Source organism: Amycolatopsis sp. NPDC004625, from assembly GCF_040609695.1.
Lineage (GTDB): Bacteria > Actinomycetota > Actinomycetes > Mycobacteriales > Pseudonocardiaceae > Amycolatopsis.
The window spans coordinates 1-15435 of the sequence record NZ_JBEXKX010000023.1; the positions used below are offsets into that span (position 1 = coordinate 1).

General features: G+C 72.5%; 18 protein-coding genes and 1 pseudogene. 4 read left to right on the forward strand and 15 right to left on the reverse strand.

The annotated features are described in order from the left end of the window. Positions 1 to 65: 65 nt before the first annotated feature. The 3 genes from ABZW17_RS25115 to ABZW17_RS25125 form a co-directional block, all read right to left on the reverse strand. Positions 66 to 659: a GNAT family N-acetyltransferase gene (locus ABZW17_RS25115; RefSeq protein WP_354818792.1), complete on the reverse strand. Its 594-nt coding sequence runs from the start codon at positions 657 to 659 to the stop codon at positions 66 to 68. A 40-nt stretch (positions 660 to 699) separates the two neighbouring features. Further along, entirely contained in the window at positions 700 to 957 is a 258-nt protein-coding gene (locus tag ABZW17_RS25120) for a hypothetical protein (protein WP_354818795.1), read from the reverse strand. Positions 958 to 1096: 139 nt separating this feature from the next. Beyond that, positions 1097 to 1552, reverse strand: a complete 456-nt coding sequence (locus tag ABZW17_RS25125; protein ID WP_354819185.1) for an Lrp/AsnC family transcriptional regulator — start codon at positions 1550 to 1552, stop codon at positions 1097 to 1099. An 80-nt stretch (positions 1553 to 1632) separates the two neighbouring features. Here ABZW17_RS25125 and ABZW17_RS25130 point away from each other — a divergent pair, with 80 nt between their 5' ends. Next, on the forward strand, positions 1633 to 2664 hold the full coding sequence (locus ABZW17_RS25130; protein ID WP_354818798.1) for a Glu/Leu/Phe/Val dehydrogenase dimerization domain-containing protein: 1032 nt from the start codon (positions 1633 to 1635) through the stop codon (positions 2662 to 2664). Here the strand turns inward: ABZW17_RS25130 and ABZW17_RS25135 are convergent. The 5 genes and pseudogenes from ABZW17_RS25135 to ABZW17_RS25155 form a co-directional block, all read right to left on the reverse strand. Then, positions 2633 to 2902, reverse strand: coding sequence for a hypothetical protein (locus tag ABZW17_RS25135; protein ID WP_354818801.1), 270 nt, complete (start codon positions 2900 to 2902; stop codon positions 2633 to 2635). The two genes, ABZW17_RS25130 and ABZW17_RS25135, sit on opposite strands and share 32 nt — an antisense overlap. Before the next feature lie 116 nt (positions 2903 to 3018). Continuing rightward, entirely contained in the window at positions 3019 to 3840 is an 822-nt protein-coding gene (locus ABZW17_RS25140) for a PHP domain-containing protein (protein WP_354818804.1), read from the reverse strand. A gap of 13 nt (positions 3841 to 3853) precedes the next feature. Further along, on the reverse strand, positions 3854 to 4432 hold the full coding sequence (locus ABZW17_RS25145) for a response regulator transcription factor (RefSeq protein ID WP_354818807.1): 579 nt from the start codon (positions 4430 to 4432) through the stop codon (positions 3854 to 3856). Continuing rightward, positions 4429 to 5142, reverse strand: coding sequence for a histidine kinase (locus ABZW17_RS25150; RefSeq protein WP_354818810.1), 714 nt, complete (start codon positions 5140 to 5142; stop codon positions 4429 to 4431). Before ABZW17_RS25150 ends, ABZW17_RS25145 begins: the two co-directional genes overlap by 4 nt. Next, positions 5122 to 5265 (reverse strand): annotated as a pseudogene (locus ABZW17_RS25155) (hypothetical protein); the annotation flags it as partial. The gene ABZW17_RS25150 and the pseudogene ABZW17_RS25155, both read right to left, overlap by 21 nt. A gap of 386 nt (positions 5266 to 5651) precedes the next feature. On the opposite strand from ABZW17_RS25155, the gene ABZW17_RS25160 reads away from it, so the two are divergent. Continuing rightward, positions 5652 to 8387: an FAD-binding and (Fe-S)-binding domain-containing protein gene (locus tag ABZW17_RS25160; RefSeq protein ID WP_354818813.1), complete on the forward strand. Its 2736-nt coding sequence runs from the start codon at positions 5652 to 5654 to the stop codon at positions 8385 to 8387. On the opposite strand, the gene ABZW17_RS25165 is transcribed toward ABZW17_RS25160, so the two are convergent. Genes ABZW17_RS25165 through ABZW17_RS25180 form a run of 4 tightly spaced genes read right to left on the reverse strand, consistent with a single transcriptional unit; the run spans position 8388 to position 10914 of the window. Next, positions 8388 to 8957 (reverse strand): TetR family transcriptional regulator, encoded by a 570-nt coding sequence (locus tag ABZW17_RS25165; protein ID WP_354818816.1) that lies wholly within the window; start codon positions 8955 to 8957, stop codon positions 8388 to 8390. It lies immediately after the preceding gene. Between the two features lie 44 nt (positions 8958 to 9001). Beyond that, a complete protein-coding gene (locus tag ABZW17_RS25170; RefSeq protein ID WP_354818819.1) occupies positions 9002 to 9199 on the reverse strand; it encodes a ferredoxin in 198 nt (65 codons plus the stop codon). A gap of 2 nt (positions 9200 to 9201) precedes the next feature. Next, positions 9202 to 10407, reverse strand: coding sequence for a cytochrome P450 (locus tag ABZW17_RS25175; protein ID WP_354818822.1), 1206 nt, complete (start codon positions 10405 to 10407; stop codon positions 9202 to 9204). Between the two features lie 12 nt (positions 10408 to 10419). Then, positions 10420 to 10914: a PadR family transcriptional regulator gene (locus tag ABZW17_RS25180; protein ID WP_354818825.1), complete on the reverse strand. Its 495-nt coding sequence runs from the start codon at positions 10912 to 10914 to the stop codon at positions 10420 to 10422. Between the two features lie 115 nt (positions 10915 to 11029). Here ABZW17_RS25180 and ABZW17_RS25185 point away from each other — a divergent pair, with 115 nt between their 5' ends. Continuing rightward, positions 11030 to 12220: a cytochrome P450 gene (locus ABZW17_RS25185; RefSeq protein WP_354818828.1), complete on the forward strand. Its 1191-nt coding sequence runs from the start codon at positions 11030 to 11032 to the stop codon at positions 12218 to 12220. A 2-nt stretch (positions 12221 to 12222) separates the two neighbouring features. Next, on the forward strand, positions 12223 to 12438 hold the full coding sequence (locus ABZW17_RS25190; RefSeq protein WP_354818831.1) for a ferredoxin: 216 nt from the start codon (positions 12223 to 12225) through the stop codon (positions 12436 to 12438). On the opposite strand, the gene mtnA is transcribed toward ABZW17_RS25190, so the two are convergent. From mtnA to ABZW17_RS25205, 3 genes are all read right to left on the reverse strand, one after another. Next, positions 12395 to 13393, reverse strand: coding sequence for an S-methyl-5-thioribose-1-phosphate isomerase (mtnA, locus tag ABZW17_RS25195; protein WP_354818834.1), 999 nt, complete (start codon positions 13391 to 13393; stop codon positions 12395 to 12397). The genes ABZW17_RS25190 and mtnA overlap by 44 nt on opposite strands. A gap of 323 nt (positions 13394 to 13716) precedes the next feature. Beyond that, the gene (locus ABZW17_RS25200; RefSeq protein ID WP_354818836.1) at positions 13717 to 14511 is read right to left on the reverse strand and encodes a PIG-L family deacetylase; all 795 of its coding nucleotides are present in this window, start codon (positions 14509 to 14511) and stop codon (positions 13717 to 13719) included. Between the two features lie 61 nt (positions 14512 to 14572). Continuing rightward, positions 14573 to 15364, reverse strand: coding sequence for a DNA-formamidopyrimidine glycosylase family protein (locus ABZW17_RS25205; protein WP_354818839.1), 792 nt, complete (start codon positions 15362 to 15364; stop codon positions 14573 to 14575). Between the last annotated feature and the right edge of the window lie 71 nt (positions 15365 to 15435).

Here is a 15435-nt window from a genome sequence, read left to right on the forward strand (position 1 = left end):
GGGCCCGCCCCTTAATTCGGTTGCCCCCCCCCCCCCCCCCCCCCGGGTTGGTTGGGTGAAAATTTTTAAACCCCCCTTACCCCCCCCCACCCCCGGGCCGCGGCAGCCCACTCGTCGCGGGTGATGGCGTACTCGACTTCGCCGTGCTCGCTGCCCGGGGCCCGCTCGTGCTCGGGGAACTCCTCGAAGTACGTGCGGACGAACGTCATCCCCAGTTTCTCCATCACGCGCCGCGACCGCTGGTTCACCGTCATGGTGAACGCCGTCACGCGGGTGACCCCCAGTTCGGTGAACCCCTTCGCGAGCAGTGCCGCCGAGCCTTCGGTGCCGTAGCCCCGGCCCCAGGCCCGCTGGTGCAGCCGGTAGCCCAGTTCGGGCTCGTCGGCGCGATCCTGCGGCCGCGGCCGGAAATGGAACCACCCCAGGAAATCTCCGGTGCGCTTCTCGATCGCCGCCCAGAACCCGTAACCGGGGAAACGCTCGTAGTAACCGAGGAACGCGGGAAGATCCAGGTCGACGATCTCGGCGCGGTCGGCCGGCTGTCCCCCATTGAGGTACTTCATGACGGCCGGGTCGTCGTAGAGCTCGAAGAGCGCGTCGGCGTCGTTCTCGGTGAACCGGCGGAGGATCAGCCGCTCGGTTTCGAGGAATACGTGCATCGGGTGATGCTGGCAGTAACCCCAGAGTGGTGCAACGTGTTTACGCCGCGGCGGCGAAAACCTCACCCAGCGCAAGCGAACCGGCCTCGGTGAGCAGCGCGGGCACGCGCTCGCCGCACTTGCCGGGGTGCGCGGGTGCGATCAGGCCGAGCCGCGCGAGCCGGTGCACGGTGGACTGGTCGCAGCAGCTCAGGCCGTCGATGAACAGGTCGGGCTCGCAGCTGCAGCTGATCTCGGCGTGGCCCCCGGCCACGGCTCTCAACGTGGCCCGCTCACGATGGTTCAATGCGGTGATCATGGCGGTGCCTCCTTCCCTTCGTGCTCATTAGACGCCCCGCCACTGACAGTTTCCGCCTTTCAGCGTGCGAACCCGGGTATTTCAGGGGTTCACGTAGGGGTGGCGTGTCGCGCCGATCCGGGGTACACCCCGAGTACCCCTACCGGAGGGGTTCAAGCGTGGTCTTCCGCAGGTGGCGGAAAACGATCGACGTCCGGAACCCGACGATCTCCCGGCGCAACGCCAGCCGGTCGGTGAGGAATGCGTGCAGCCCGTCGATGTCCGGCGTGGTCACCTCGATCAGGAAATCGTCGTTTCCCGCCGTGACGTACACCGAGAGCACTTCCGGCAGTTCGGCGATCGAGCGCTGGAAGGAATCGATCACCGCCCGGCTCAACGGCCGCACCTGCGCCGTGACGAGGGCCCGGACGCCGCGGTTGAGGCTCGCCAGGTCGACGTCGGCGTGGTAGCCGCGGATGACGCCGCGCTCGCGCAGCAGCCGGATGCGTTCGAGGCACGTCGAGGGCGCGATGCCGGCCTTGCGGGCGATGTCCCGGTTGGTCTGCCGGGCGTCCTCCTGCAACAGCCGCACGATCACCGAATCAAGTTCGTCCAGCACCGGGCCCTCCCTTTTCACGCCGAATTTCGTTCGGCAACCGTCCTGCACTGTCGACCATCACCTTAACTTTTCGCCTCATGACCGCACATGAGCAGCTCTTAGCCCGCCGGGGCCGTCGATCCGGCATCACCACGATGGTCGCGATCCACTCCACCGCGCTCGGCCCTGCCGTCGGCGGCTGCCGGTTCAAGCCCTACGCCACGCTCGAAGACGCCGTCGGTGACGTCCTCCGGCTGGCGGCCGCCATGACGGCGAAGTGCGCCGTCGCCGGGCTGGCGTTCGGCGGTGGCAAGAGCGTCATCGCGCCCGAGCCGGGCCGGGTGCTCTCGCCCGAGGAGCGCCGGGCCGTCCTGCTCGACCACGCCGACCTGATCGCCGAGTTCGGCGGCCGCTACCGGGCGGGCCCGGACGTGGGCACCGGCCCGGCCGACATGCTGGTGCTCCGGGAGGCCTCGCCGTGGGCGTTCTGCACGCCCGAGTCCGCGGGCGGAACCGGTTCCTCCAGCGGCCCGACCGCCGTCGGGGTGCTCGCCGCGCTCCGCGCCGCGGCCGGCCCGGACCTGGCCGGCCGCCGGGTGGTGATCAGCGGCTACGGCTCGGTCGGCGCCCACCTCGCGGCGAGCCTGCAGGCGTCGGGCGCGGACGTCGTCGTCTCCGACCTCGACCCGGCCAAGCGGGCCGGCGCCGAACAGCAGGGCCTGACCTGGGCCGACCCGGCGAAGGCGCTCACCCTGACCGCCGACGTCGTCGTCCCGGCGGCGGTCGGCGGGGTGCTCGACCCCGAGACGGTGGCCCGGCTCGACACGCCCCTCGTCGTCGGCCCGGCCAACAACCAGCTCACCGACGACAGCGTCGCCGACGCCCTCGCCGCCCGCGGCATCCGGTGGATCCCCGACTACGTGGCGAGCGCGGGCGGGATCCTCTACACGCTCGCGCGCGAAGCCGAAGGGCTCGGCCACGAGGCCGCGCTCGCCCGCGTCGAGACGATCGAGGACACCGTGCGCACCCTCCTCGCCGCCGCGGAGGCCCACGCGACCACCCCGCTGGCGGAGGCGGCCGCGCTGGCCGGGCGACGGCTCACTTCTGGTGCGGCGCCACGTATTCCTTAGCCTCGGGCGCTTCGAACAGCGGCTTGACGTACTTGACGCCGCCCTCGGCGGTGGCGTCCGGGGTGGCCGCGTAGACCTGGCGCGTCGCCGGCGTCCCCGGCTTGGAGAAGTCGAGCGCCGCGACCAGGTTGTCCGTGCTCGCCGACGTCGTCTGCTTCAGCGCCGCCGCGATGCCGTCGCGGGTCAGGTCCTTGTTGTCGCACGCCTTCTTCAGCACCGCGCCCCACACTTCGCCCACCGCGTAGCCGTAGGGGACACCGCCGTTGGGGGTTTCCTTGTAGGTGGCCTTGAACTTCGCCGCGACATCCTTCGCCGGGGTGATCCGATACCCCCCCCACGTGGAGAGGTAAGCGGCTACGAAACGGACACGGCGGCCTCCCGCAGCGCCGCGAACACCTCGGGAGGAGTCGTGCACTCGCCGAGGCGGACCGGCTTGCGGGCGCCGTGGAAGTCGCTCGACCCGGTCGCGAGCAAGCCCAGGCCCGCGGCCACTTCCCGCAGCCGGGCACGGACCTCCGGTGGCTGCTCCGGGTGGTCCACCTCGACCCCGGCGAGTCCCGCGGCCGCGAGCGCGGCCAGCTGCGCGTCCGAAACCTCCGCCCGCCGCTTGACCGAACGCGGGTGGGCCAGCACCGCCACGCCGCCGGCCGCGCGGACCAGCGCGATGGCGTCCACAGTGGACAACACGTGCTTGGGGACGTCGGCCCGGCCGCCGTCGGCGATCCAGTCGGCCGTGAACGCGTCGGCGATGCCCACCGCGGCCAGCGCGGCGGCGATGTGCGGCCGGCCCAGCGGTGCCCCGGCAGCGATCGTCTCGACCTGCGCCAGGGTGATCGGCGCGCCGAGTTCCCGGCAGCGTTCGACCATCCGGATCCCGCGGCGGCCGCGGTCGGTGCGGATCAGCTCCAGCTCGTCCGCCAGCGGCGCGTACGCCGGGTCGGCGAAGAGGCCGAGCAGGTGCACTTCGTCGGCGTCGTCGAGGCGGCACGAGATCTCCACGCCGGGGACGAGCTCCACCTCGCAAGCGGCCGCGGTGGCCTCGGCCAGGCCCGCGAAGGTGTCGTGGTCGGTGAGGGCGAGCACGGTCAGCCCGGCTTCGGCGGCCAGCCGCGGCAGGTCCGCCGGCGGTGTCGTCCCGTCGGAGGCCGTGCTGTGCGCGTGCAGGTCGATCGTCACCCGGCCGAGGATCTCACAGCAGCCCGGCTTCGCTGGCCTTGCCGATCGCTTCGACGCGGTTGCGCGCGCCCAGCTTGTGCAGCGCCGACTGCAGGTACGTCTTGACCGTGTTGCGCGCCAGGCCCGTCGACTCGGCGATCTCGGGGTTCGTCTGGCCCTGCGCGGCCAGCCGCAGCACCTCGTACTCGCGGCGCGTCAGGCCGCTGCGGGCCAGCGCGTCCGACCGCTGCCCGGCGTCCGGGAGGATCCGCGGGTCGACGACGCGCTCGCCGCGCAGCACCCGCCGCAGCTCGGTCACCAGCTGCGCGCCGGCCGCGTCCTTGAGCAGGCAGCCGTGCGCGGTGAAGACCACGATCCGGCCCTCGGGGTGCACCCGGCGCAGCTCGGTGACGACCTCCGGGGCGAGCATGTCCGGCAGCCGCAGGTCGAGCAGGATCAGGTCCGGGGCCGGCGCCGCCACCCGCTCGATCGCCAGCCGCCCGGACTCCGCCGAGCCGACGACGGTCAGGCACGGGTCCGAGCGCAGCAGCAGCGTCACGCCGTCGCGGACCACCGGGTGGTCGTCGACGACGAAGACGGTCGCGGGTGTCACGGCCGCACCAGCGGCACCCACGCGCGGAGGGTGCAGCCGTCGTCGTCGCGGACCAGGCTGACCCGGCCGCCGAGCCGCAGGGCCCGCCCGGTCAGCGTGCGCAGGCCCATGCCGGTGCCCGGGACCGCGTCGGTGCCGGTGCCGTCGTCCGCGACGGCCACCTGGACGCCGTCGTCGCTGGGCAGCAGGCTGACGATCACCGAGGACGCCCGCGCGTGCTTCTCGACGTTGAGCAGGCCCTCGCGGACCGCGGCGACCAGCAGCGCGGTGCGTTCGGCGTCCAGCGGCGGCACCGCGGCGAGCTGCACGAACCGCGCCGGGACGCCGCAGCGCGCCTGGAACGAGCGGCAGTGTTCGGCCAGCTCCACCGGTAGCGCCCGCTCCGGGCTGCTCTCCGACAGCGCCAGCAGCGACTCCCGCAACGCTCCGGCGGCCGCCGAGACGTCGCCTTCCAGCCGGCGCAGCCGCGCCTCCAGCCCGGGGTTGCCGTGGAAGTCCTCGTGCAGGTCGCGCACCTGGACGCCGATGGAAAACAGCAGCGCGCCGACGGAGTCGTGCAGCGCGCTCTGCATGCGCAGGCGCTCGCCGGCCACCGCGGCCGTGCGGTCGGTCTCGGCCACCTTCGCCAGGTGCAGCGCGGCACCGGCCTGGCGGGCGACGTCCTCCATCCGCCGGACGGCGTCGTCACCGAAGCCGGCGGGCTCGCGCATGGCGGCGTAGGCGATGGCGACGGTCTCGCCGCGCGCGACGATCGGGACGGCGAGCAGTGCGGCCAGGCCCTCCCCGGCGGACCTGGGCGTCGAAGTGGTGGGTGATCGTCGGCGCGCTGACGTAGTCGGTGACGCGGACCGGCCGGCCCAGCGCCAGCACCCGCCCGCCGACGCCCTGGCCGGTCGGCACCTCGAGGTCCTGCAGCGCGGCGGTGCGGTTGCCGGACATCCAGCGGATCACGGCCAGCCCGGGCCCGGTGAGCTCGCCGACGAACCCGGCCTTCGCCCCGACCGCCTCGCGGATCAGGCGCGCGGTGCCGTGCAGCGCGGCGACCCGGTCGAGCGTTCCGAGCAGCTGCTCGCGTTCGCGCAGCAGCTCGCCGAGCACCGCGCTGTACCCGGCGACGTGCTCCTTTGCCGTCACGCGATCACGATGGCACACCGGGTGTGGTTCCGGACATACCCGGCTGGAGAGGTACGACGGCGTCGGGTCGACTTGAATGGACGCCGTGGACATCCTCACCGACGCCGCCACGCTCGCGCTGTACACGACCGACGCGTCCAACTACCGGCACGTGCCCCGCGGGGTGGTGCTGCCGCGGACCGTCGACGACGTCGTCGCGGCCGTCGCCGCCGCCCGCGATCGCGATCTGCCGGTGATCGCCCGCGGCGGCGGGACGAGCGTCGCCGGGAACGCGTGCGGGCCGGGCCTGGTGATCGACACCTCCCGCCACCTCGGCGGGGTGCTCTCGCTGGACCCGTCGACCCGGCTCGCGCGGGTCCTGCCCGGCACGGTGCTCGACGACCTGCAGGCGGTCGCGGCCCCGCACGGCCTGCGGTTCGGCCCGGACCCGTCGACGCACAGCCGCTGCACGCTCGGCGGGATGATCGGCAACAACGCGTGCGGCTCGCACTCGGTGGCCTGGGGGCGCACGGTCGACGTCGTCCGCTCGCTGGAAGTGCTGCTCTACGACGGCACGCGGCTGCGCGTCGGCCCGGACGAACCCGCCGAGGGCCGGATCTTCGACGAGCTGCGCGCGCTGGTGCGCGACAACCTGGCGTTGCTGCGCAAGGAACTTTCGACGTGGCCGCGTCGCGTCTCCGGCTACGGGCTCGAACACCTGTTGCCGGAGAACGGTTTCGACGTCGCCAAGGCGCTGGTCGGCAGCGAGGGTACCTGCGTGACCATTCTCGAAGCGACCGTTTCGCTCGCCGAGCTGCCACGCGAGCGGGTCCTGGCGGTCCTGGGCTTTCCCTCGGACATCGCGGCCGCGGACGCGGTGCCGTCGATCCTGCCGTGGTCGCCGCTGACCGTCGAAGGCGTGGACGCCGAGCTCGTCGCGATGCTCCCCGGGCGGGCCGGGGACCTGCCACCGGGCGGGGCGTGGCTGTTCGTCGAGCTGGCCGGCGACGACCCGGCGTCGCGGGCGCGCTCCTTGGCTGCGTCGCTCGACCTGACGGGGTTCGCGGTCCTCGACGACCCGGCCGCGCAACGCCGGCTGTGGCGCATCCGCGAGGAGGGCGCCGGGCTCGCGACGCGGCTCGCCGACGGCTCGGAGGCGTGGCCCGGCTGGGAGGACGCCGCCGTCCCGCCCGAACGGCTCGGCGCGTACCTGCGCGAGTTCAAGGCCCTGATGCGCGCGCACGGCCGTCGCAGCGTCGTCTACGGCCACTACGGCGAAGGCTGCCTGCACCTGCGGCTGGACTTCGACCTGCTGTCCTCCGGCGGGGTCGCGGACTTCCGGCGGTTCCTGGAGGAGGCCGCGGACCTCGTCGCGGCGCACGGCGGCTCGCTGTCCGGTGAGCACGGCGACGGCCAGGCGCGCTCGGAGCTGCTGTCCCGCATGTACAGCCCGGAGATGCTGGCCGTCTTCGCCCGGTTCAAGGCGATCTTCGACCCGGCCGGGCGGATGAACCCCGGCATCCTGGTGGCCCCGCGCCCGATCGACGCCGACCTGCGGGTGCGCTCGACGTCGAAGTCCCTTGAGGACAGTGTGTTCCTCGGGTATCCGGAGGACCGCGGGAACTTCGGGCAGGCGATGCGGCGCTGCGTCGGCGTGGGGAAGTGCCGCAACACCAGCGGCGGCGGCGTGATGTGCCCGAGCTACCGGGCCACCCGCGAAGAACAGCACTCGACGCGCGGGCGGGCGCACCTGCTCGCGGAGATGATCAACGGCGAGGTCGTCAAGGACGGCTGGCGCTCGGAAGGGGTCCGCGAAGCGCTGGATTTGTGCCTGTCCTGCAAGGGATGTCTCAGTGACTGCCCGGTCGACGTCGACATGGCGACGTACAAGGCCGAATTCCTGCACCAGCACTACCGGCGGCGGCTGCGCCCGGCGTCGCACTACTCGATGGGCTGGCTGCCGCTGTGGCTGCGGCTCAGCGCTCGTGCGCCGCGGCTGGCCAACGCCGTCGGGCGGTCTCGCCTGGCGGAACTGGTGAAACGGCTCGGCGGGATCGCGCCGGAACGTTCGCTGCCCTCCTTCGCGCCCGCCCCTTTCACGTCGTCACGCGCGGATCTCCGGCGGAAGACATCGGGGGAACGACGGGTGGTGCTGTGGCCGGATTCGTTCAACAACTACCTGACGCCGTCGGTGCTCGACGCGGCCCACGAGGTGCTCACCGCGGCGGGGTACGACGTCGTGCTGCCGGACCGTGGAGTCTGTTGTGGACTGACGTGGGTGTCGACCGGCCAGCTCGGCGTCGCCCGTCGCGTCCTGGACCGGACGCTTTCCGTGCTGGCGCCGTACCTGGAAGACGGCTACGAGGTCGCGGGCCTGGAACCGAGCTGCACGGCCCTGTTCCGCGGCGACCTGCCCGCGCTGATGCCCGGCGACGCCCGCGCCGAACTCCTCGCGTCCCGGACGTTCACCTTCGCGGAACTACTGGAGCGGGCGCCGATCCCGTTCGCGGCGCTCGACGTCGACGCGATCACGCAGGTGCACTGCCACCAGCACGCGGTCCTGGGGTTCGGCGCCGACGAATCCGCGCTGGCGGCCGCGGGCGTGCGCAATGTGACGCTCGATTCGGGCTGCTGCGGCCTGGCGGGCAATTTCGGCTTCGAGCGCGGCCACTACGACGTCTCGAAGGCGGTGGCGGAGGACCGGATGCTGCCCGCGATCCGCGCGGCGGCCCCGGAGACGATCGTGGTGTCGGACGGTTTCAGCTGCCGGACGCAGATCGCCCAGGAGTCCGGGCGCACGCCGGTGCACCTGGCGGAACTGCTGCGGCGGGCGCTGCCGTGACTATTCGCTGCGTTCGAGCAGCGTCTTGATGCCGGTGAGGACGAGCCGGCAGATGTCCTCGGGATCGGCGCCGGCCAGCGGTTCCTTCCCGGTGACCTCGCGGACCAGCGCGATGCCCATCAGCCAGGCGAGCGCGAGGTCGGCGCGCAGTTCGGCGTCCGGGGCGTCGGTCAGCGTGGCGAGCACCTCGGCGTACTCGCGGCCGACCTCCTGCCGGATGGCGGCAGCGACGCCGTCGCTGCCCGACGAGCGCAGGTACGTCTCCAGCGCCCGGTTCTGCCGGCCGGGCTCCAGCATGCTGCGCAGGGACGTGCTGAAGAGCCGCTCGGGCGGGGTGGCGGCGAGCTGCTCCCGCCCCGACCGGGCGATGACCGCCTCGAACAGCGCCTCCTTGCTGCCGAAGTAGCGGAACAGCAGCGACTGGTTGGCCCCGGCCAGCTTGGCGATGTCCCGCACGGTCGTCCGGTCGAACCCGCGCTCGGCGAACAGCTTCTCGGCCGCGTCGAGCAGCGCCAGCCGCGTCGCGGCCGCGTCCCGCCTGCGAGCGGCCGGTTCCGGCTGTTCGGTCACCGAAGCAGGTTAACCGGCAAACCGGACGCGGGCGCGACGGACCCTCAGGCCCCGGAGAGGCGGATCGCGGCGGCCGGGCAGGTCAGCTCCGCCTGCCGGACCGCGTCCTCCGCACCCGGCGGCGGTTCCTCGGCGAGGAGCACGACCGTGCCGTCGTCCTCGTTCTGGTCGAACGTCTCCGGCGCGAGCAGCACGCACTGGCCGGACGAAACGCAGCTCCCGGTGTCGACGGTGATCTTCACGCTCACCACTCCACCGGAACGCGCTCGACGCCACCGGCGACGCGGTTCCTGCGCACCGGGATCTCGTCGAGGCCGACGGCGAGCCGCAGACCCGGGAAACGGCGGAACAGCTTGGGGAACACCGTTCGCAGCTCGGTGCGGGCGAGGTTGGCGCCGATGCAGACGTGGGCGCCGGTGCCGAAGGCGAGGTGCACGTTCGGCGTCCGGTCCGGGTCGAACCCGTCCGGGTCGGCGAACACCGACGCGTCGCGGTTGGCCGCGTCGCTGGAGATCAGCACGGCGTCGCCGCGCATGATCCGCGTCCCGGCGATCTCGACGTCCTCGTGCGCGTACCGCAGCAGGCCGGTGCCGCTGGTGGCGGTGAGCCGCAGGATCTCCTCGACGGTCTGGTTCACCTGGCCGTCGGGGTCGGCGGCGAACCGGTCGCGGCGGGCGGTGTCGGCGAGCAGGAACAGGGTGCCCATCGCGATGCGCGTCGACGTCGTCTCGTGGCCGGCGAACAGCAGCCCGGCGCCCATCCGGGCGAGGTCCTCGTCGGTGAACGTCGGGTCCTCGGCCTGCACGGCGACCATGTCGGTGATGACGTCGGGCTGCGGGTTCGCGCGCTTGGCGTCGGCCAGCTCCGTCATGTAGGCCATGAACTCGGCCATCGCCGCCTGGGCGTCTTCGCCGCCGTCCATCACCGCGATCCGCTCGGACAGCCCGCGGAAGCGCTCGCGGTCGGCGTACGGCACGCCGAGCAGCTCGCAGATCACCAGTACCGGCAACGGGAACGCGAGGAAGTCGGTCAGGTCGACGGGCCCGTCGGCGCGCGCGGCTTCCAGGTCGTCGAGGCAGCGGTCGGTGAGTTCCGCGATGCGGTCGCCGAGGGCGCGCATCCGGGGCGCGGAGAACGCGGGCGCGAGCATCCGGCGCATGCGTTTGTGCACCTGTTCTTCGGTTTCGAAGTCGCCGCTCGGGCCGTCCTGCACCGCGGCGTAGGAGATCCGCGACGCCTGTTCCGGCGCCGGGTGCGAGCGGCCGAAGCGGCGGTCGCGGAAGACCTCCTTGGCCTCCTCGTAGGAGGTCACCAGCCAGGCCGGGTCGCCGGCCGGGGTGAGCACCCTGGTCACCGGCGCCTGCTGCCGGAGGACCTCGTAGTCCGGGGCGATCGCGAGCGCGTTCGCCCGGGCGAAGGGGAGGCGAGGCGGCTGTTCGGTGGTGGTCATGCGTCTTCCCTCTCAGTCGGTGGTGAGGTCGGCGAGCCAGCGCAGTTCGGCGTCGAACTTCCCGAGCACGTGCCGCAGCGCGGCCCGGCTCCACGGATCGGCCTGCCCGGCGGCGAGCCCGGTGAGCCGGTGGTGCTCGGCGGTGAGCGCTTTCCGGCGGGTTTCGAGCACCCGCGTTCGTTCGTCCGGGCGCAACCAGGCGAAGTTGCCCACGCGGGCGAGGAACTCCGGCTCGTTGAGCGCCAGGTCGGCCGGGAAGTCGGCGAGCAGGTCGTGCAGCAGTTCCCGCCCGACATCGGTGATGGTGTAGACGTGCCGCGGCGGTTTGGCCGCCTGCTCCTCCGCGCTGCGGCTGACGGCCCCCGCGTCGACGAACCGCCGCAGGGTCGGGTAGAGCGAGTTGTTGGACAGGGTGTGGCCGGTCGACGCCTCCACGGACTTGCGGAGTTCGTAGCCGTGCATCGGCTCGGCGGCCAGCTTGGACAGCAGGAGGATCTCGATCCACACCTAGGTCACCGTAACCTAGGGTTCGGTGATCGGGCAATGGCGGATCGTGACAGGTGGGGAGAAACTGTGTAGCGTTGTAAGCAGCTGCTTACAAACTGGAGCACGGGGGTTCCGCATGACCGCCACGCACACCGAACCGCTCTCGTACCCCTTCAACGAGGAGGCCGGCCTCGAGCTGAACGAGGCGTACACGGCCGCCCGGGAGGCCGAGGGTCTGGTCCGGGTGAAGATGACCTACGGGGAGCCGGCGTGGCTGGCCACCCGGTACGCCGACGCCCGGCTGGTGCTGGGCGATCGCCGGTTTTCGCGGGCGATGGAGAAGGAGAAGGACGCGCCGCGGCGCTCGCCCGTGGTCCGCGACGGCGGCATCCTGCAGATGGACCCGCCCGACCACACGCGGCTGCGGACGCTGGTCGCGAAGGCGTTCACCGTGCGCCGCGTCGAGTTGCTGCGGCCGCGTGTCGCTTCGCTGGCGGCCGGCCTGATCGCGGACATGAAGGCGGCCGGCGCGCCCGCCGACCTCGTCGACGCCTACGCGTTGCCGATCCCGGTCGCGGTGATCTGCGAGCTGCTCGGCGTCCCGGTCGACGACCGGCCGCGGTTCCGCGTGTGGAGCGACGCGGCCCTGTCGACCAGCGGGTTGACGCCCGAGGAGTTCGAGCGCAACCGCGAAGAGCTGCGCGACTACATGCGCGGGCTGATCGCCGAGCACCGCTCGTCGCCGCAGGACGATCTGATGACGGCGTTGATCGAGGCCCGCGACGTCCGCGACCGGCTGACCGAGCTGGAGCTGGTCGACCTGTGCGTCGGCATCCTCGTCGCCGGCCACGAGACCACGGCGAGCCAGATCCCGAACTTCGTCTACGCGCTGCTGGACCAGCCCGGCCAGTGGGAGCGGCTGTGCGCCGACCCGGACCTGATCCCGGCCGCGGTGGAGGAGCTGCTGCGGTTCGTGCCGCTGGGCGCGGGCGCGGGCTTCCCGCGTTACGCCACCGAAGACGTCGAGGTCGGCGGCGTGGTCGTGCGCGCGGGCGAGCCGGTGCTGGTCGCGGTCGGCGCAGCCAACCGCGACCGGCTGCAGTTCGACGACGCCGACCGGCTGCGGTTCGACCGCGGGGACACCCACCACCTGGGCTTCGGCCACGGCGTCCACCACTGCCTGGGTGCGCCGCTGGCCCGGCTGGAGCTACAGGAGGCGCTGCGGGCGTTGGTCACCGAGCTGCCGGGGCTGCACCTGGCGGGCGATATCGTGTGGAAGACGCAGATGCTCGTCCGCGGACCGCGGTCGATGCCGATCGGATGGTGATGATGAGCTGGCAGGTGGAGATCGACGAGCACGTCTGCATCGGCTCGGGGATGTGCGCGGCGCTGATGCCGGAGGTGTTCGTCCTCGACGGCGCGAAGGCGCACACGGTGACGTCCGCGGTCGACGCGGACGAAACGGTCCTCGACGCGGCGGACTCGTGCCCGGCGATGGCGATCACGGTGACCGACGGCGGTCGCGAGATCGGTCCGCGCCCCTGAAGACACCGCGCTCGGTGACCACGGCGGTGATGAGGTCGTGCGGGGTGACGTCGAAGGCGGGGTTGAAGACACCCGCGTCCGGTGGCGTGATCGGCACCCCGGCGTAGTGGGTGAGCTCGCCGGCGTCGCGTTCCTCGATGGCGATGCCGGTTCCATCGGGGATTTCGTTGTCCACAGTGGACGAAGGAGCGACCACGACGAACGGCACCCGGTGGTGCCGCGCGGCGATGGCCAGGCCGTAGGTGCCGATCTTGTTGGCGACATCCCCGTTCGCGGCGATCCGGTCGGCCCCGACGAGCACGCAGTCGACGAGCCCCCGGGCCATCGCCGCGGCGGCGGCGCCGTCGGGCTGGACGCGGTAGGGGACGTTCGCCTGCGCGAGTTCCCACGCCGTCAGCCGGGCGCCTTGGAGCAGCGGACGCGTCTCGTCGACGAGGACCTCTTCGACGAGCCCGCGTTCGTGCAGGTGCCAGACGACACCGAGGGCGCTGCCCCACCCGACGGTGGCGAGCCGCCCGGCGTTGCAGTGACTGAGCAGCCGAAGCGGGCGTCGCGGGCAGGCGTCGAGCACCACTTCGGCGGCGTGCTTCGACGCTGTCTCGTTGAGCCGCTCGTCTTCGGCGAGCAGGTCCAGGGCTTCGGCCAGGACGGCTTCGGGGCCTTCGTTTCGTTTGGCGAGGGCGCGTTCGACGCCCCAGGCGAGGTTGACGGCGGTGGGCCGGGCTTTCGCGACCAGCTCGGCTGCTTCTCGGACGTCGCCACCTTCGCGCATCGCGAGCGCGACGCCCAGCGCCCCGGCGGCCCCGAGCGCGGGCGCCCCACGGACGGCCAGCCGCCGGACGGCGTCGACGAGCTCACCGACGGTCCGCAGCTCGAGCAGCCGGTACTCGCCGGGAAGAGCGGTCTGGTCGATGATGACGACGGCCCCGTCCACCCAGTCGATGGTCCTGCGCACACGCCCTCCCGAACTCGCCCCCTTCACCACCATTCAACGTCAGAACCGACCCGGCCACCCGTGATGCCCCGCCAAACACGCGAGATGCCCGCCTGACCACGCGAGTGACGGGTCCAGTCACGGGGTGCGGGCGTACCGGAACGGCGAACTCGCGTACCCGGAGGGCCGACTCGCGTACCCAGACGGACGACTCGCGTACCCAGAGGGTCGGCTCGCGTACCCAGAGGGTCGGCTCGCGTACCCAGAGGGTCGGCTCGTGTGATTAGGGAGCGATCTCGCGTGATTGGCGGGGCATCACGGGCCGGGAGGGGGCGGAGGGTGGGTTAGAGGCCGGACATGAGGTTGGTTTCGGTTATTCCGGGGCCTTGGCCGGTGCGGATGAACCACTCCGTGCCGAAGGCGAACGTGAACGCGTCGTCCGGCATGGCCAGCATGAACATGTCCTCGCTGATCTGGCTCGGGTGGGCTCGCATCGCCGCGCGCTTCACCGCCGCGTACTTCGACACGTCCACCGCCGCCGTGATCTCGGCCTCCGGCTTGCCGAACTCCACGTTCTCCGGCGGCTTCGGTGCCGCCTCCGGGGGGATCACGCCGTCCGCCACCGCCGCCTCGAAGCCGCGCTGCATGAACTCGCGGTTGAACGTCGCCTGGAAGACACGGGCCGTTCCCGCCAGCTCGGCCGCGCGGATCCCGACGCGGTGGACCTGGATGTGGTCCGGGTGGCCGTAGTCGCCGTTGTCGTCGTACACCGTCAGGACGTCCGCCGACTCCTCGCGCAGGATCGCCGCCAGCTGCTCGGCCGCCTTCTCGACGTCCGCGCGCCAGAAGCACGCCGGGTCGTCGTTCGTCGGCTCGCCCATCATCCCCGAGTCGCGGTAGCCGAGGAACTCGACGCGCTCGACGCCCAGGATCTCCGCGGCCGCGTGCGACTCCTGCACGCGCCGGTCCTCCAGTTTCTCGCCCTCGGCCAGGAAGCCTTCGGGTACCTCGCCGACCTCGCCCTTGGTGGCGACGACGAGCACCACCCGGTGCCCCTCTTCGACGGCCTTGCGCATGACGCCCGCGGTGCGGAGGCACTCGTCGTCCGGGTGGGCGTGGAAGGTGACCAGTGTTCCCATGTCCGCGACGGTACCGGCTACCCCCGACAAAAACCGCCCGCGAGCGTGCGGACCCCCGGAGCTAGACCTGTTCCTTCGGACACCACCAGGTCGACCGGCCGCCGACCGTCCCGTGGATCAGCTCCGCGCCGCAGCGCGGGCAGTGGTCGCCCGCGCGGCGGTGGCCGATGATCTCGCCGGTGTGCACGCCGCCGTGGCGGATCGCCGCGCGCAACGCCTTCCGCAGCGCTTTGTGCAGGTTCGCGAGGTCGTCGGCGGTCAGCTCGTTCACCGGCCGGGCCGGGGCCAGCGCCGCCTGCCACAGGGTTTCGTCGGCCAGCAGGTTGCCGATCCCGGCCACCACGGACTGGTCCAGCAGCCGCGCCTTCAGCGGCGCCCGCCCGCGCCCGACGCGGTCGGCGAAGTCCCGGCGCGAGATCTCCCCGGCGTCGGGGCCGAGCGCGTCGAGGTCCGGGTCGAGCCGCACGCGGCTGAGGCGCCGCGTGTCGAACAGGCGCAGCTGTTCGCCGTCGGCGAAAGTGATCCCGAACCGGAACCACTCGGGTTTCTCGACGCGGTCGCGCGGCCGCCCCGGCGGCCCGCTCTTCCCGCCGAACCGCAGCTGCCCGGCCATCCCGAGGTGCAGGCCGAGGTTCGGCCCCGGCCGCCCGTCCCGGCCTTCCGTTTCGCACCACAGCGTCTTGCCCCGCCGGTGCGCTTCGGTGAGCCGGCCGCCCCGCAACGCCGCGGCGATGTCCCCGGGCGCGTGCGGGCGGCAGACCCAGTCGTCGTGGTCGTCGACCGACCGGATCTCCCGGCCGAGGGCACCGGCGAGGACCTGGCGGGCGAGTTCGACTTCGGGCAGTTCGGGCACCCGGCCAGTCTGCCCGGCCGCCGGGCGGCCCGCGCGCCGGCGGCCCGGTATCGTGGCATTCCGGCGACGGC

Coding starts and splice junctions, on each gene's coding strand:
- ABZW17_RS25190 (WP_354818831.1), top strand. CDS start 12,223: ATGAGCTGGCAGGTGGAGATCGACGAGCACGTCTGCATCGGCTCGGGG.
- ABZW17_RS25150 (WP_354818810.1), bottom strand. CDS start 5,142: ATGCGCGAGCCCGCCGGCTTCGGTGACGACGCCGTCCGGCGGATGGAG.
- ABZW17_RS25200 (WP_354818836.1), bottom strand. CDS start 14,511: ATGGGAACACTGGTCACCTTCCACGCCCACCCGGACGACGAGTGCCTC.
- ABZW17_RS25185 (WP_354818828.1), top strand. CDS start 11,030: ATGACCGCCACGCACACCGAACCGCTCTCGTACCCCTTCAACGAGGAG.
- ABZW17_RS25120 (WP_354818795.1), bottom strand. CDS start 957: ATGATCACCGCATTGAACCATCGTGAGCGGGCCACGTTGAGAGCCGTG.
- ABZW17_RS25175 (WP_354818822.1), bottom strand. CDS start 10,407: ATGACCACCACCGAACAGCCGCCTCGCCTCCCCTTCGCCCGGGCGAAC.
- ABZW17_RS25115 (WP_354818792.1), bottom strand. CDS start 659: ATGCACGTATTCCTCGAAACCGAGCGGCTGATCCTCCGCCGGTTCACC.
- ABZW17_RS25130 (WP_354818798.1), top strand. CDS start 1,633: ATGACCGCACATGAGCAGCTCTTAGCCCGCCGGGGCCGTCGATCCGGC.